Annotated in this window: 11 protein-coding genes and 16 tRNA genes; all 27 read right to left on the minus strand. The window is 42.8% G+C overall.

The genetic code is table 11. The features are described 5' to 3' along the window. Positions 1-22: 22 nt before the first annotated feature. A complete protein-coding gene (gene purF, locus ABID27_RS09805; protein WP_354281838.1) occupies positions 23-1,477 on the minus strand; it encodes an amidophosphoribosyltransferase in 1,455 nt (484 codons plus the stop codon). Between the two features lie 188 nt (positions 1,478-1,665). Then, complete coding sequence (locus tag ABID27_RS09810) at positions 1,666-5,391, minus strand: phosphoribosylformylglycinamidine synthase (protein ID WP_354281840.1); 3,726 nt, start codon at positions 5,389-5,391, stop codon at positions 1,666-1,668. Between the two features lies 1 nt (position 5,392). Next, positions 5,393-6,100 (minus strand): phosphoribosylaminoimidazolesuccinocarboxamide synthase, encoded by a 708-nt coding sequence (purC, locus tag ABID27_RS09815; protein WP_354281842.1) that lies wholly within the window; start codon positions 6,098-6,100, stop codon positions 5,393-5,395. A 116-nt stretch (positions 6,101-6,216) separates the two neighbouring features. After that, positions 6,217-6,450 (minus strand): phosphopantetheine-binding protein, encoded by a 234-nt coding sequence (locus ABID27_RS09820; RefSeq protein ID WP_253366329.1) that lies wholly within the window; start codon positions 6,448-6,450, stop codon positions 6,217-6,219. Beyond that, complete coding sequence (plsX, locus tag ABID27_RS09825; RefSeq protein WP_253366331.1) at positions 6,443-7,450, minus strand: phosphate acyltransferase PlsX; 1,008 nt, start codon at positions 7,448-7,450, stop codon at positions 6,443-6,445. Before plsX ends, ABID27_RS09820 begins: the two co-directional genes overlap by 8 nt. A 63-nt stretch (positions 7,451-7,513) precedes the next feature. Beyond that, positions 7,514-8,278, minus strand: coding sequence for a DNA repair protein RecO (recO, locus tag ABID27_RS09830; RefSeq protein WP_354281844.1), 765 nt, complete (start codon positions 8,276-8,278; stop codon positions 7,514-7,516). Then, positions 8,265-9,443 carry a pyridoxal phosphate-dependent aminotransferase gene (locus tag ABID27_RS09835; protein WP_354281846.1) on the minus strand — a complete coding sequence of 393 codons (1,179 nt, stop codon included), beginning with the start codon at positions 9,441-9,443 and terminating at the stop codon, positions 8,265-8,267. The genes recO and ABID27_RS09835 overlap by 14 nt, the downstream gene beginning before the upstream one ends. Before the next feature lie 114 nt (positions 9,444-9,557). Continuing rightward, positions 9,558-10,526, minus strand: coding sequence for a ribose-phosphate diphosphokinase (locus ABID27_RS09840; protein WP_354281848.1), 969 nt, complete (start codon positions 10,524-10,526; stop codon positions 9,558-9,560). A gap of 125 nt (positions 10,527-10,651) precedes the next feature. Then, the gene (gene pcsB, locus ABID27_RS09845) at positions 10,652-11,848 is read right to left on the minus strand and encodes a peptidoglycan hydrolase PcsB (RefSeq protein WP_253366339.1); all 1,197 of its coding nucleotides are present in this window, start codon (positions 11,846-11,848) and stop codon (positions 10,652-10,654) included. An 84-nt stretch (positions 11,849-11,932) separates the two neighbouring features. After that, positions 11,933-12,448: a rod shape-determining protein MreD gene (gene mreD / locus ABID27_RS09850; RefSeq protein WP_253366341.1), complete on the minus strand. Its 516-nt coding sequence runs from the start codon at positions 12,446-12,448 to the stop codon at positions 11,933-11,935. Continuing rightward, positions 12,441-13,280 (minus strand): rod shape-determining protein MreC, encoded by an 840-nt coding sequence (gene mreC, locus ABID27_RS09855; RefSeq protein WP_354281850.1) that lies wholly within the window; start codon positions 13,278-13,280, stop codon positions 12,441-12,443. The genes mreD and mreC overlap by 8 nt, the downstream gene beginning before the upstream one ends. A gap of 65 nt (positions 13,281-13,345) precedes the next feature. Then, positions 13,346-13,433 (minus strand) — tRNA-Ser (locus tag ABID27_RS09860). A gap of 15 nt (positions 13,434-13,448) precedes the next feature. Further along, positions 13,449-13,522, minus strand: a tRNA-Ile gene (locus ABID27_RS09865). A 27-nt stretch (positions 13,523-13,549) separates the two neighbouring features. Then, positions 13,550-13,622 (minus strand) — tRNA-Phe (locus ABID27_RS09870). A 4-nt stretch (positions 13,623-13,626) separates the two neighbouring features. Next, positions 13,627-13,700: transfer RNA gene (locus ABID27_RS09875), tRNA-Met, on the minus strand. Positions 13,701-13,709: 9 nt separating this feature from the next. Further along, a tRNA-Ser gene (locus tag ABID27_RS09880) sits at positions 13,710-13,799 on the minus strand. 14 nt (positions 13,800-13,813) lie between these two features. Continuing rightward, a tRNA-Ile gene (locus tag ABID27_RS09885) sits at positions 13,814-13,887 on the minus strand. A gap of 17 nt (positions 13,888-13,904) precedes the next feature. Further along, positions 13,905-13,978, minus strand: a tRNA-Met gene (locus ABID27_RS09890). A gap of 11 nt (positions 13,979-13,989) precedes the next feature. Next, a tRNA-Pro gene (locus tag ABID27_RS09895) sits at positions 13,990-14,063 on the minus strand. A 47-nt stretch (positions 14,064-14,110) separates the two neighbouring features. Next, positions 14,111-14,184, minus strand: a tRNA-Arg gene (locus tag ABID27_RS09900). Between the two features lie 22 nt (positions 14,185-14,206). After that, positions 14,207-14,290, minus strand: a tRNA-Leu gene (locus ABID27_RS09905). A gap of 6 nt (positions 14,291-14,296) precedes the next feature. Beyond that, a tRNA-Gly gene (locus ABID27_RS09910) sits at positions 14,297-14,368 on the minus strand. Between the two features lie 6 nt (positions 14,369-14,374). Beyond that, positions 14,375-14,447 (minus strand) — tRNA-Thr (locus tag ABID27_RS09915). 14 nt (positions 14,448-14,461) lie between these two features. Next, positions 14,462-14,543 (minus strand) — tRNA-Leu (locus tag ABID27_RS09920). A 5-nt stretch (positions 14,544-14,548) separates the two neighbouring features. Further along, a tRNA-Lys gene (locus ABID27_RS09925) sits at positions 14,549-14,621 on the minus strand. Between the two features lie 2 nt (positions 14,622-14,623). Then, positions 14,624-14,696, minus strand: a tRNA-Asp gene (locus ABID27_RS09930). Positions 14,697-14,705: 9 nt separating this feature from the next. After that, positions 14,706-14,778: transfer RNA gene (locus tag ABID27_RS09935), tRNA-Val, on the minus strand. Positions 14,779-14,797: the final 19 nt, after the last annotated feature.

Consider the following 14,797-nt stretch of genomic DNA (forward strand, 5'->3'; position numbering starts at 1 on the left):
TTTTTGGAAAATAGCAGAGCTGTTACTTGACCTCATCAATGTAAAAACTACTTTTTTCTTCTAAACTTTTCAGATAGGCTTCCTCGTAATCATAAAGCGGCGTTGGATAATGGCCATCAAAGTAAGCCACACAGAGACCACCATTTGGCGCATCAGTATCAAGACCAATTGAGTCAATCAAACCATCTAAGGAGAGGTAGGTCAAACTATCTGCACCGATAATCTTGCAGACTTCATCAACAGTATGATTGGCTGAAATCAACTCACGCCGTGTCTGAATATCAATGCCGTAGAAACAAGGATACTTAAGCTCTGGACTGCCAATCGCCACATGGACCTCCTTGGCTCCTGCTTCACGCAGTAATTGCACGATGCGGCGAGAGGTCGTCCCACGTACGATAGAATCGTCAATCATGACCACGCGCTTGTCTTTGACCACTCCTGAAACAGCAGATAACTTCATCCGTACGCCTTGCTCACGCAATTCTTGTGTGGGTTGAATGAAGGTGCGCTGGGTGTATTGATTTTTTACCAAGCCCATCTCGTTTGGAAGTCCGGATTCTTCGGCAAAGCCCATAGCTGCTGAGAGTGACGAGTTGGGCACACCGACCACGATATCAGCCTCATGCTTGAATTCCTGCGCCAGCCTTTTCCCCATATTTTTACGAGCCGTATGAATGTTAACTCCAGCAATGGTCGAGTCTGGACGAGCAAAGTAGACATACTCCATAGAGCAAATGGCTAGCTGAGTGTCTGTGGTGTACTGGTCATAGGTAATCCCCTTGTCATCAATGACGATGATTTCCCCAGGCTTAACGTCTCTCACCCACTCGGCACCAACAACTTCAAAGGCACAGGTTTCACTAGCTAAAACCCATGCACCATTTTTCATCCGACCAATCGACAGGGGACGAAAACCGTTGGGATCAAGCGCAGCGATGAGCTTGTCTTCTGTCATGAAAAGATAAGCAAAGCCACCTTTTACCGTATTCAGCGCCTCTTTGACTTTTCCAATGAAGTCTGGATGGTGGCTGCGACGAATCAGGTGCATCAAGATCTCAGTGTCTGATGAAGCATTAAAAATAGCTCCCTGATGCTCCAATTCTTTTTTTAGGGAAAGGGCATTGGTCAAGTTCCCATTGTGGCAAAGGCCGAACTGCTCATCTGTGAAATTATAGAGAAAGGGCTGGATGTTATTGATAGAGGCTGTGCCTGCTGTTGCATAGCGAACATGTCCAATGGCCGCACTACCTGTTAATTGCTCCAAATCTTCCTGATGTTTAAAAACTTCTGAGAGCAGACCGGTATTACGATGCTGGAGGAGTTTGCCTGCATCATTTGAGATAATGCCTGCCCCCTCTTGACCTCGGTGCTGCAAACTATGTAGCCCAAAATAAGTTACTTGTGCTGCCTGTGGGTGCCCCCAGATTCCAAAGACACCGCATTCTTCGTTTAATGATTTTACTTCGTATGTCATTGTTTTTCCTAATATAACACTTTTTTCTATACTTACCTTAGGTGGCAGGGACGGTAGCAACCATCTTCGATGTCTCATACCTTAACTTTGAGCCTAAGGTCTCAAAGTTCCCCAGTAACCTAACAAATACATTGTTAGGTTACTCTTGCCACAGCGGTAAGTATGATTATAGGCTCACTGCGTTCGCCTTATTTGCCTGTAAAGTATTTTACAGCTGATTCAAAGAGATGTTGGTCTTTGTTTCCTGGGATGTTTTGGAAGAGACCATCTTCCCAGCGTTCTGAGTGCCCCATTTTACCGATGATTTGACCGTTCTTGCTGGTAATCCCTTCGATGGCATTGACTGAACCGTTTGGATTGTACTTGCTGTCCATGCTTGGCTTGCCATCAAAGTCAACGTATTGACTCCAAATTTGACCATTATCACGAAGTTCTGCAAATTCTTCTGCTGTCACAACAAATTTACCTTCACCATGTGACACTGGAATGGCATAAATATCACCGACTTGCACGCCCGCAAGCCATGGTGAATTGGTATTAGCGATACGTGTTTCCACCATCTTAGCGACGTGTTGATTGGCATCGTTGTAGAAGAGTGTCGGACTAGTTGTGCCAGCTTCCTCAAAGTTACCATAAGGAAGCAAACCTGATTTGACAAGGGCTTGGAAACCATTACAGATACCGATGATGAGACCACCTTGTTCGATAAAGGCGTCAATAGCTGCGCGAACTTTTTCATTGAGCAAGATATTGACGATGAACTTAGCAGAGCCATCTGGCTCATCAGCTGCTGAGAAGCCACCCGCAAAGAAGATGATATTGGCTTTTTCAATGTTAGCAACCATGGTGTCAACTGAGTCAGCAATAGCAGCTTCGTTCAAGGTGACAAATGGCACCAAGTTGACTGCTGCACCTGCTTGTTCAAAGGCTTTAGTTGAGTCATATTCGGAGTTTGTTCCTGGGAAAACAGGGATGTAAACCAATGGTTTGTCAACAGTTTCTTTGGCTGTAATCACAGCATCTGAAGCCACTGCTGGCACTGCTTCAAGTGCGGTGCTTTGTTCGAATTCTATTGGGTAAACCTCTTCAAGTTTGCCTTCAAAGGCCGAGAGGAGCTTGTCACCTGAAAGAAGCACATCGTTGATAACCACTGTAAAGTCAGCGGTTGTTTGACCAATTTTAACCGCGCCAGCAATTTCTTCATCTGACGTGAAGACGAAACCACCAAGTTGCGCTGTCAAGACCTTGTCAAGCTCTGCCACATTGACAGAGACACCGATACGGTTACCAAAACTCATCAGAGCAAGGCTTTCAAGAAGACCGCCGTATTTAATGGCTGACGCTGCTGTAACAGTGTGCTCAGCCTGAATCTTTTCAAAGGCTGTAAAGTTAGCATTGATCGTATCAAAGTCGATATCTTGACCAAGAGCAGGACCTGCAAGGTAGTAAATGTTTTGACCTGCGGCCTTAAACTCAGGAGAAAGTACCTTGTCGCTGTCTGCGGTTGTCACCCCGAAAGCTACCAAGGTTGGTGGCACTGTCAATTCTTCAAAGGTTCCAGACATGGAGTCCTTGCCACCAATTGATGGCAAACCAAGTTGAATTTGCGCCTCGATAGAACCAAGAAGGGCTGACACAGGTTGACCAAAGCGTTCTGCCTGTTTGTCCATACGCTCGAAGTATTCTTGATAAGAGAAGCGCGCTTTAGACCAGTTGGCACCTGTTGCAACCAAGCGCGCTGTCGCTTCGACCACTGCATAAGCTGCACCGTGGTAAGGTGACCATTCAGCCAAATATGGGTTGAAACCTTGTGCCATAACAGATGCGGTCTTGGTCACACCATTTTGAACTGGAAGCTTTTGAACAGAAGCCTCAGTTGGTGTGATTTGGTAACGACCACCGATTGGATGGTTGACGGTTGAACGACCAACAGATGAGTCAAAAATGGTTTGAAGACCTTTTTGACTGGCATGATTCAAGTCTGAAAGCATGGCTAGCGCATCAGCTTCAAGCGTCTCAGCTGACGTATCAATTTGTCCTGGAAGGTCAACTGCTTTGTCAACCACCTTGGCATCAACCACCACGCGCACACCGTTTGTATCAAGGAAACTGCGCTCCAAGTCGACGATTTTTTGACCATTCCAAGTCAAGACAAGGTTTGGTTTTTCAGTAACGATTGCCACCACAACCGCATGGATATTCTCCTTAGCACATTCGGCGATAAATTGGTCCACATCACTGGGACGAACTACAACTGACATACGTTCTTGTGATTCTGAGATGGCAATTTCGGTTCCGTTAAGACCAGCGTATTTGAGTGGTACCTTATTCAAATCAATCTCAAGACCGTCAGCTAATTCACCGATAGCGACACAGACTCCACCAGCGCCAAAATCATTTGATTTCTTGATGAGACGAGTCACATCGCCATTGCGGAAAAGACGCTGAATTTTACGTTCTTCGATGGCATTCCCTTTTTGGACTTCAGCGCCAGCTGTTTCCACAGACCCAACCGTTTGAACCTTAGAAGAACCGGTCGCACCACCGACACCGTCACGACCTGTTTTCCCACCGAGGAGGATAACCACATCACCAGCCTCTGGTTTTTCACGGACAACATTTTTCTTAGGAGCAGCGCCGACAACAGCACCAAGCTCCATACGCTTAGCAACAAAACCTGGGTGGAAATACTCGCGCACATAAGTTGTTGCAAGACCTATTTGGTTACCATATGAAGAATAGCCATGCGCCGCTGTTTTAGAGATGATTTGTTGAGGCAATTTACCAGCACGCGTGTGAGCGATTGGAGTCGTGATGTCGCCAGCTCCTGAGATACGCATAGCTTGGTAAACATAAGAACGCCCTGACAACGGGTCACGAATGGCTCCACCGATACAAGTTGCAGCACCACCAAATGGTTCGATTTCTGTCGGGTGGTTGTGGGTTTCATTTTTGAACATAAGGAGCCAAGGCTCTTTGACACCATCAACGTCCACTTCAATCTCAACCGAGCAGGCATTGATTTCATCAGACACTTCCATGTCATCCAAGCGCCCGTTAGCACGTTCATAACGACCAAAGATTGTCGCCATATCCATAAGAGTTTCTGGTTTTTCAGAATGACCAAGTTCATTACGCATGGCAATGTATTTATCATAGGTTGCTTGCAATTGTGCTTGGAATTTAGACTCTGAAAAATCAATTGATTTCAACTCCGTCTCGAAAGTGGTATGACGACAATGGTCAGACCAGTACGTATCCAAGACTTTCAATTCTGTCTCAGTTGGTACACGACCGATTGATTTAAAGTAATCTTGAATGAACAGAAGGTCATCAACTTCCATTGCCAAACCTTCTTGAGCCTTATAAGCTGCAAAATCTTCTGCTGTATACGTTGCAAAGAAATCAAGATTTGGAATAGTCTTATCAGAATTTGAAAATTCTTGCGGATGAATAGCAACCGTAATATCTTTAAAACGTGAATCGACTGGATTCAACAAGTAATTTTTTACAGTCGCTAATTCATCAGCATCCACATCAGCATTAACCAAATACAATTGAGCCGTATTGACAACCACATCGCTAGAACTTCCAAGCAAAAGCAAGGCTTCTTGTGAACTCGCTGCACGTTGGTCAAATTGACCTGGAACAGCCTCAATGGCAAAAAAGGCTGCCTTTGCTAAGTCAGCTTCTACAGTCGCCTCGTCCAAAATTGTATCCGTTACTTGCTCAGAAAAAACATGTTTCTCCGCACGCGCAAACAAATCCTCTGCCAAGTTAAACACATCATACACTTGAATGATCCGAACATCTTTCAAGGTTTTCAATTGCAAATTATGTTGCAATTCCTTAACCAAAGATTCTGATTTAATCTGAAAATTAGCCTTTTTCTCAACGAAAATACGTTTATCCATTTTATTTAAGCTCCTGCAATTTTTCAAGCACTTCTTTGTAAACATCTATCAAGCTACCAAGTTCCCGACGGAAGACATCTTTATCCATGTGCCGCCCCTCAGCATCCCACAGTCGGCAGTTATCTGGAGAAAATTCGTCCGCCAAAATAATCTTGCCATTTTTATCCTTACCAAATTCCAATTTAAAGTCAATCAAGCGAAGACCAATTTGATCAAACCAATCTTTCAAAAGTTCATTGATTCGACGTGTTTCAGCCTTGATATAGGCAATATCCTCATCAGTTGCAATCTTCAAGAAGGTCACATGTTCATCATTGATAAATGGATCATCTAAATCATCATTCTTATAGTAAAATTCAACAATCGGCATCTCCAAAGCAAGTCCTTCTTCCACGCCAAAACGTTTTGAAAATGAACCAGCAGTCACATTACGAAGGACAACCTCCAACGGAACAATATCAACTTTTTTATTCAATTGTTCGGTTTCTGACAATTTTTCCACAAAATGTGTTGCAATACCCGCAGCGTTTAATTTCTCAAAAATAAGAGAAGAAATCTGGTTATTGAGTACTGCTTTCCCGGAAATCGTCTCTTTTCGGGCTCCATTAAGCATGGTCGCCTGATCTTTATAAACCGAAACAATCAAATCATCATTTTCTGTGCTATAAATATCCTTTGCTTTACCTGAATAAACCAAATCTCTTTTCATGTTTTCGTTCGCCTTTCATGCTTTGTTGTTTTGATTATAGCACACAATTTTTTAAAAACAAATCAAAAACAGACTTTTTTATAAATATAAAAAATAACGTCCGTATTTTACGGACGTTATTTCTGTTCAGCTATATAATCTACCAAATCAGACACACTTGTGAAACTTTCAATCGCTTCATCTGGAATCTCCACTCCGAAGACATCCTCCACTGTAACGACAAATTCCATCAACTCGACAGAGTCCTCTGCAAAACTCGCAATTTCGGTATTCATCGTGATAGCGAGCTGAGCACGTTTTTCTGCATCGATTAACTCGATCAACTGCTCAAATAATTTCTCTTTACTCATTCGTTTCCTCCACTACTGAGAATTTTTCAACCGACTTCGGTACGACTTGCGTTTCCAACATCAAGCGAACCTGGCGAATAGTTGAAAAAATCGCCTTGGCATCACTCGAACCATGTGCCTTCACAACTGGCGCATTGAGACCAAAAAGAACAGCACCACCAGCATCAGAATAATCCAAGGACTTCTTCATAGTCCGCAAGCTATCTTTCATAAAGAGATAACCGATTTTAGCCTTCCAGCCTCCGCCTTCAATAGCAGACTTGAGTTGCCCCATAATTCCCATCGCTGTTCCTTCGATAGACTTGAGGACAGCATTTCCTGTAAATCCGTCTGTCACGACAACATCCGCCACTCCAGACATCAAGTCACGCGCCTCTACATTTCCAATAAAATGAATGGACGGCTCTTGTGACAGAAGTGCAAAGGTCTCCTTGCGAAGAGGATCACCCTTGGTTTCTTCGGTGCCATTATTCAACAAACCAACGCGTGGACGAGCAATTCCGCGGACATTTTCAGCATAGAAAGAACCTAAAACTGCATACTGATGCAAGTGCTCTGCTGTGCTTTCAGCATTGGCTCCCAAGTCTAGCATATCAAACCCTTTACCATCTGTAGTCGGCAAGGTTGACAATAGCCCTGGACGCGTAATTCCTTTAATACGCCCCACTACAAAAATACCAGCTGCAAGTAGAGCTCCTGTATTTCCTGCAGAAAGAACTGCATCGGCTTGTCCTTCTTTCACAGCCTTGGCTGCCAATACCATAGAAGCATTTTTCTTACGACGAACTGCCTTAGCCGGCTCATCATCTGAGTTAATTTTCTCATCCGTATGGATAATGCTCACACGCTCTGTTGCCGTCAAATAGGGCTTAATCTTATTTTCATCACCGTAAAGTTGAATCTCAATATCTGAAAAAGCCTCTAAAGCCTGATTAACCCCTTCGACAATAGCCTTAGGAGCATGGTCGCCACCCATAGCATCAACTGCAATTTTTTTCATAGTTATTCTTTACCTCTCTCATCGATTACTCCATCCTATTATAGCACGGAAAACAATCTCATCTCACTTTTTACCCTTCATGACGTCTCCCCAATTTTGAAGATCATCAATAAACTTCTTACTCTTCAAGTGAATACCAACGTATTCTTCGTATAATTGATCGATAAAAAGCCGTAATTTTTTCTTCATTTCTGGCTGCAATGAGATGGTCTTCAACTCATCAAACGAAATAGCCTGAAATTGATCAATCAAATAAGGAACATTGGGATCCAAATGACTCCGCCGCTCATCCTCTTGATAATGCTGAGGACAGAGCAAACCCGAATAGGCATAGGAAAAGTCAAATGGCAGACCAACACGATGACAAAAACCACATTCGTGAAAATTCAAGGACACACCAAATCGCCCCAAAAGCTGAATTTCAAAAATATTGGTCAATACCTCATAATCCAGGCCTTCTTCCATCAACTCCAAGGTCTTTTCCAAAAATCGAAAAAGTGCTGGGTCATGCATATTATCCTGAAGACAAGCGTCTGCCAAGGCAACGATATAAGAAGCATAGCTGAGCTGGAAAATATCCTCATTGACCTTCTTAAAAGGCTGAACCTGATGAAAATCCTCTATATAACTCAAGCCATCGTCATTGATTTTCACTATAAAATCTGCCACCGTCAGAGGTTGAATTCCCGCTACCAGCTTCGATTTTGATGCATGTTTCACGAAAAACATTCGCTTGCCTGCCTTCTCTGTAAAAATCTTCACCAACTTATCATCTTCTCGAAAATTCCGATTGTAAAGAACAAGTCCTCTGGTCTCAATTCTCTCCATGTTCTTCCATAAATTCTTTCAAACGTTTCATAGCTTCCTGGATTTTCTCCATGCTTGCTGCATAAGAAATCCGCACATAGCCTTCACCATATCGACCAAAAGCTGCACCTGGAATCAAGGCAACTGCTTTTTTACGTGCAAATTCTTGCAAGAACGCCATAGAATCCTGATTGTAACCTGCAGGAATTTTTGCAAAAATATAAAAGGCGCCGTCTGGTTTGATAATGTAAAATCCGAGCTCTGTCATCTTTTCGATGATGTAATCTCGGCGCACCAGATATTCTTCCCGCATAGGTAGCGCATCATCTTTTCCATTTTTCAAGGCTTCCAAAGCACCAAATTGCATAGCAGTTGAAGCAGCAGTAACCAAGTATTGATGGCTCTTAATTAACTGAGCGATGATTTCTTCTTTGGCCATAATTAAACCAATCCGCCAACCTGTCATGGCATGCGATTTTGATAAACCTTGAATTAAAATCGTTTGTTCTGGTAAAAACTCTGCAATTGAAGTATGAGGCTGTCCAGTATATGTCAACTCTGCATAGACCTCATCTGACAATACAAAGATAGGATATTTTTTCAAAATATCCGCAAAAGCAGCTATCTGCTCTCGTGAATAAGTCACACCAGTTGGATTGGCAGGATAGTTGAGAATAACTGCCTTGAGCTTGTCTCCCTGCTCCACAATCGCTTTTTCAAGCATATCAGGCGTCAAGACAAAATCATTTTCCGTCGTGTCAATCTCGACAATATCTGCTCCTACCATGTTGACAATCGGCTCATAACCAGGATAAGCTGGCGCTGGCAAAAGGACTGTATCACCTGGCTCCAAGATGGCTACCAAGGAGGCGGACAAAGCCTCTGTCGCACCAATTGTCACCAGAATTTCATTCTCAGCTTTATAGGAAAGATTGTACTTTTCTGACACAAACTCTGATGCTGCCTGACGCAGCTCCAACAATCCAGACATACCAGTATAATGGCTTTGATTTTCATCAATGGCGCGCTTGGCTGCCTCTTTTACATGGTCTGGTGTCGTAAAATCAGGCTCTCCCAACGTCATTTTTAAAATTCCAGGAATGTCTGATATCGATTGGTCAAATTGGCGAATCATAGACACTTCAATCCGATTCAAATTTTTATTAAAACGATTTTCTAACTTCATCGAATGCACCTCATTCTTTCTTTCCTACTATCATACGAAATTTTCTGACAATTAACAAGTCTAAAGAAAGACTTCCCCAATAGAAAAAACCGAGGATTACTCCCCAGCTCCTTCTTATTTATCTTTTGAAGTCTCAAAAAGTGGTGAAAGTGGACGTTTTTCGTGAATACGAATGATGGCTTCTGCCAACAATTTCGCTGTTGAAATCTGTTCAATTTTATCAATCAAACGGTCTTCAGGAATTTGAATCGTATCCAAAACCACCAATTTTTCAATGGCTGATTTTGTGATATTGTCCATAGCAGGTCCTGACAAGACAGGGTGTGTACAGGAAGCATATACAGCAACTGCACCAGCTTCAGCAAGAGCATCTGCCGCATGACAAATTGTTCCAGCTGTATCAATCATATCATCAATCAAGATACATGTTTTACCTTCAACAGTACCGATGATATTCATCACCTCAGAAGTGTTCATTTTATCGACACTACGGCGTTTATCAATGATGGCAATCGGTGTTTTCAAGAACTGTGCCAATTTACGCGCACGAGTTACACCACCATGGTCTGGGGAAACAACTACATAACCATCTCCTACCATACCACGACGCTCAAAATAATCCGCAATCAGTGGAGCACCCATCAAGTGATCAACAGGAATATCAAAAAAACCTTGGATCTGTGCTGCATGCAAATCAACTGTCAAGACACGATCAACACCAGCAGTTTCCAACATATTTGCTACCAATTTTGACGTGATTGGCTCACGTGCACGTGCCTTACGATCCTGACGTGCATAACCATAATAAGGGATAACAACATTCACTGACTCAGCTGAAGCCCGTTTCAAGGCATCAACCATAATCAAAATTTCCATGAGATTATCATTTACTGGTGAACTAGTGGATTGAAGGATGTAAACATGTGCACCACGAATAGATTCTTCAATATTAACCTGAATTTCACCATCAGAAAATTGACGAACTGAAGACTTACCTAATGGAAGTCCGATTTTACTTGCGACTTTCGCAGCTAACTCCTGATTAGACGAAAGGGCAAAGAGTTTTAAGTCAGAAAATGACATGACTGCCTCCTATTTATTTCTACTTTACTATTTTAACGCTTTTTTGAACAATTTTCAAACAAAATCCAGAGCAAATTTCTCCACAATAAAAGACTAAGAACTGCTTCCTAGTCTTTTTTGTTTTATTAATAAATATAACCTGCTACACCATCAGCAGCTGGGTTAAACCAACCACGGAAGTTTCCTACGTACATGTTACCTGCATAGTTAGACTCTTGAACTTGGATTTGTGATCCGTTAACAGCAACTACTACTGCCACGTGACCGTATGTACCAGCTGTCCAAACAGCAATAGAACCTACACGTGGAGTTGATCCAGTAGCACGACCTGCCGCTGCTGCTGAGTAAAGCCATTGATTTGCATTACCCCAGTTGTTTCCAACCCAACCAAGTTGTTCTTTGACGCCCCAAGTACATTGACCTACAGGGTATGTATTAACGCCGCTACTTGAGTAACTTACAGTTGTAGTTGCTGGCGCTGTATAGCTTGCTACTGCTTGTGGTGCTGATGTCGCAGCAACCGATGTTCCAGTAGCTACTGCTTGAGTTGTAACTGGTGATGCAACTGCTTGTTGTTGTTTCGCAGCAACTTCAGCTTGTTGAGCCAAGTAAGCAGCTTGTGCTTCTGCTGCAGCTTTAGCAGCAGCCTCAGCTTCAGCTTTTTGTGCAAGAAGTGAGTTTTTTTCATCTTGAGCAGTTGCTTTTTCAGCAGCCAAGCTCAATTGTGCAGCCTTCAAGTTTGCTTGTTGAGTTTGCAATTCTTGAGCTGAATCATCTAATTTTTTCCAGTTAGCTTCAACTGTATTGATAGCTGCTTGGTTAGCTTCTTGTTTCTTAGCAATTGCTTCTTTATCAGCTTTTTGTTGTTGCAACATTTTGTTGTTAGCTGCAACGATTTCACGCATTGCATTCACACGAGAAACTGCATCTGCAATATTCTTAGAATCTAAAATTGTGTTGATATAGCTTGTAGCAGAAGCATCTGTCTGTGCGCTACGTGCTTGTTTTTCCAAAGCAGAAGAACGTGACACGATATCCGCAGCCAAAGTTTTGATTTCTTTGCTCAAAGCCTCCGATTCAGCCGTCAATTTTTCATTTTCTGCTTTCAAGCTAGCTTGTTCAGCCACAATTGAATCAACTTTTGCTTGTAAGCTATCTACTTGTGATTGAGCAGAAGCTTGTTGTGACTCGATTGAGCTAATTTTACTATCCTGTGCAGCAATCTTACTGTCCACATCATCTGCACTTACTACTGCAAAATTACTTGCATTTGACAATACAACAATACTAAGCAAAGCAGCAGCTAAGATTTTTTTCTTCATAGATCTAAATCTCTCCTCTAATCTTTTTGACTATACAATAATAACAAAAAAAACGCGTTTATATGTTACGCGTTTGTTACATTTCTATGTCTTGTTTGTTATTCCAAAAATTTTTTTAAAAAATGGCTGGAGAGCTACTAATGTCAGGCAATTAAAGAGTAATGTCGGGGCTAAATTATAAAATACAAACATATACATAGATAGATTTGTTAAATGAAATAAGCGCCCGAGTAAAAAACTACCAAATTCAAATCCAAACAGTACAACCAATAATATTGTAATATTCGATAAGACATTAAATTTTAACTGCTGGTAAAAATAATAAATTAAATACACCATCAAAGGCAAGATTGTCAATCCTATCCCTAGAACATTCAAATAGTATATATCATAAAGAGCTCCTAATGCTGTCATAATAATCAGCTGCCCCCGCAATGTCATATCAACACTATAAAAGATAGACAAAATAAAGAGAATATGGCTTGATACCGTCATAGCGCCTGGAAGCCAATTGGTTATCAGCGTAGACAGTTGCCCATCAATCAAAAAAGCTATAAGGAAAATAAGCGGACTTAGATATAATAAATACTTCTTATTCATCTCCACCACCCACAAGTGTAACCGAATAAATAGCTGAAAAATCTGCTGACGGCGATACATATAGTTCCCGGCTAAGATTATTACTACTTGTCTTCACAGATTTGACCTGACCGACTGATAGATTAGCTGCCATATCCCCTGCTAAATCGCTTGTAACAACTGGACTTCCTACTGCAATATCTGCAGAAGAGTTTAATTGTGACACGATAAAAGCCTTATTTTCAATATCATAACCACTCAAAATACCATACACAGCCTCGCCAGCCGCTGAAATGCGAACAGCAACTTTTGTGAAATCTGCTGAACTCGTGAATAACTGAACTGACGCAGAATTCTCTTCAACATCTGTTACAATACCAACAATTCCGCCATTAGCAACCACTAGCATATTAGAAGTTACCCCTTGAGAAGAACCTCTGTTCACTACCATTTTATTTAGCCAACTAACTGGAGTCCGGACAGAAACCAAGGCAGGAATCTTGACCCTATTTCCAGCTTCTTCCGTTAAACCCAAAGAAGATTTTAGGCTATCATTCTCTTTTTTCAAAGTTTGATTTTCGGCAGCCTCATCCTTAAGGGTTGATAAAGTCTTTTTCAATTCTTGGTTCTCACCATATGTATCTACTAAATCTTGAAAAAACATTTTACGCTCTGATAAAAAACGAACTGGTCCTGATAAGACTTCATTCACAACCGAAACAACATTTTTTGCACCCGAAGAGACAAGCGGAATTTCTACACTATTCTTAGTCGTCAAAAAAAGAAAGGAAAGAGAAATAATACTCAACACTGAGACAATAATAAATAATCTAGACTTTTTATAGCGATTCATAATTCAACCTCCACTTTCAAATTAAGTACAAAAAAGAGAATATCGTTAGATACTCTCGTAAACTACGGAGAATAAGGGATTCGAACCCTTGCGCCAGTTACCCGACCTAACGATTTAGCAAACCGTCCTCTTCAGCCTCTTGAGTAATTCTCCATTATGCTATATTAATGGGCACGAGTGGAATCGAACCACCGACCTCACGCTTATCAGGCGTGCGCTCTAACCATCTGAGCTACGCGCCCAAGTAAAAACTTGGTATAAAGACCTAATGGCGCGAGACGGAATCGAACCGCCGACACATGGAGCTTCAATCCATTGCTCTACCAACTGAGCTACCGAGCCAATATTGCGGGAGCAGGATTTGAACCTACGACCTTCGGGTTATGAGCCCGACGAGCTACCTAGCTGCTCCATCCCGCGATGTGTGTAAGGAGGATGTGGGATTCGAACCCACGCACGCTTTTACACGCCTGACGGTTTTCAAGACCGTTCCCTTCAGCCGGACTTGGGTAATCCTCCGTATTAGTATCTTATGGACCTTGTAGGACTCGAACCTACGACCGCTCGGTTATGAGCCGAGAGCTCTAACCAGTTGAGCTAAAGGTCCAAAGTCAGCCATAAAAATAGCGGCGAAGGGGATCGAACCCCCGACCTCCCGGGTATGAACCGGACGCTCTAGCCAGCTGAGCTACACCGCCATTACTACAAATCGGGAAGACAGGATTCGAACCTGCGACCCCTTGGTCCCAAACCAAGTACTCTACCAAGCTGAGCTACTTCCCGATATGATTAAAAATAAATCTCCCTTAATGTAAACACTAAGCGAGTTATGCACCCTAGAGGAGTCGAACCTCTAACCGCCTGATTCGTAGTCAGGTACTCTATCCAGTTGAGCTAAGGGTGCTCATTATACTATTGTGGTTCTATGCCGAGGACCGGAATCGAACCGGTACGATGTTGCCATCGCAGGATTTTAAGTCCTGTGCGTCTGCCAGTTCCGCCACCCCGGCGACTCAAGCGAACGACGGGATTCGAACCCGCGACCCCCACCTTGGCAAGGTGGTGTTCTACCACTGAACTACGTTCGCATTCTATGCCGGCTACATGACTTGAACACGCGACCCTCTGATTACAAATCAGATGCTCTACCAACTGAGCTAAGCCGGCCTATTTTCTTACTATGCGGGTTAAGGGACTTGAACCCCCACGCCCGAAAGCGCCAGATCCTAAATCTGGTGCGTCTGCCAATTCCGCCAAACCCGCATATATGACCCGTGCTGGGCTCGAACCAGCGACCCATTGATTAAAAGTCAATTGCTCTACCAACTGAGCTAACGAGTCTACGGTCCCGACGGGAATCGAACCCGCGATCTTCGCCGTGACAGGGCGACGTGATAACCGCTACACTACGGGACCTTCTATTTATGGGAGTTAACGGGATCGAACCGCTGACCCTCTGCTTGTAAGGCAGATGCTCTCCCAGCTGAGCTAAACTCCCAATTGCTAAGCGACTACCG

Origin of the sequence: Streptococcus gallinaceus (assembly GCF_040545695.1) — a bacterium.
Taxonomy (GTDB): Bacteria; Bacillota; Bacilli; order Lactobacillales; family Streptococcaceae; genus Streptococcus; species Streptococcus gallinaceus.

Coding starts and splice junctions, on each gene's coding strand:
- ABID27_RS09840 (WP_354281848.1), bottom strand. CDS start 10,526: ATGTCATTTTCTGACTTAAAACTCTTTGCCCTTTCGTCTAATCAGGAG.
- plsX (WP_253366331.1), bottom strand. CDS start 7,450: ATGAAAAAAATTGCAGTTGATGCTATGGGTGGCGACCATGCTCCTAAG.
- mreD (WP_253366341.1), bottom strand. CDS start 12,448: ATGAATAAGAAGTATTTATTATATCTAAGTCCGCTTATTTTCCTTATA.
- purF (WP_354281838.1), bottom strand. CDS start 1,477: ATGACATACGAAGTAAAATCATTAAACGAAGAATGCGGTGTCTTTGGA.
- recO (WP_354281844.1), bottom strand. CDS start 8,278: ATGGAGAGAATTGAGACCAGAGGACTTGTTCTTTACAATCGGAATTTT.
- ABID27_RS09820 (WP_253366329.1), bottom strand. CDS start 6,450: ATGAGTAAAGAGAAATTATTTGAGCAGTTGATCGAGTTAATCGATGCA.
- mreC (WP_354281850.1), bottom strand. CDS start 13,280: ATGAATCGCTATAAAAAGTCTAGATTATTTATTATTGTCTCAGTGTTG.
- purC (WP_354281842.1), bottom strand. CDS start 6,100: ATGAAAAGAGATTTGGTTTATTCAGGTAAAGCAAAGGATATTTATAGC.
- ABID27_RS09810 (WP_354281840.1), bottom strand. CDS start 5,391: ATGGATAAACGTATTTTCGTTGAGAAAAAGGCTAATTTTCAGATTAAA.
- pcsB (WP_253366339.1), bottom strand. CDS start 11,848: ATGAAGAAAAAAATCTTAGCTGCTGCTTTGCTTAGTATTGTTGTATTG.
- ABID27_RS09835 (WP_354281846.1), bottom strand. CDS start 9,443: ATGAAGTTAGAAAATCGTTTTAATAAAAATTTGAATCGGATTGAAGTG.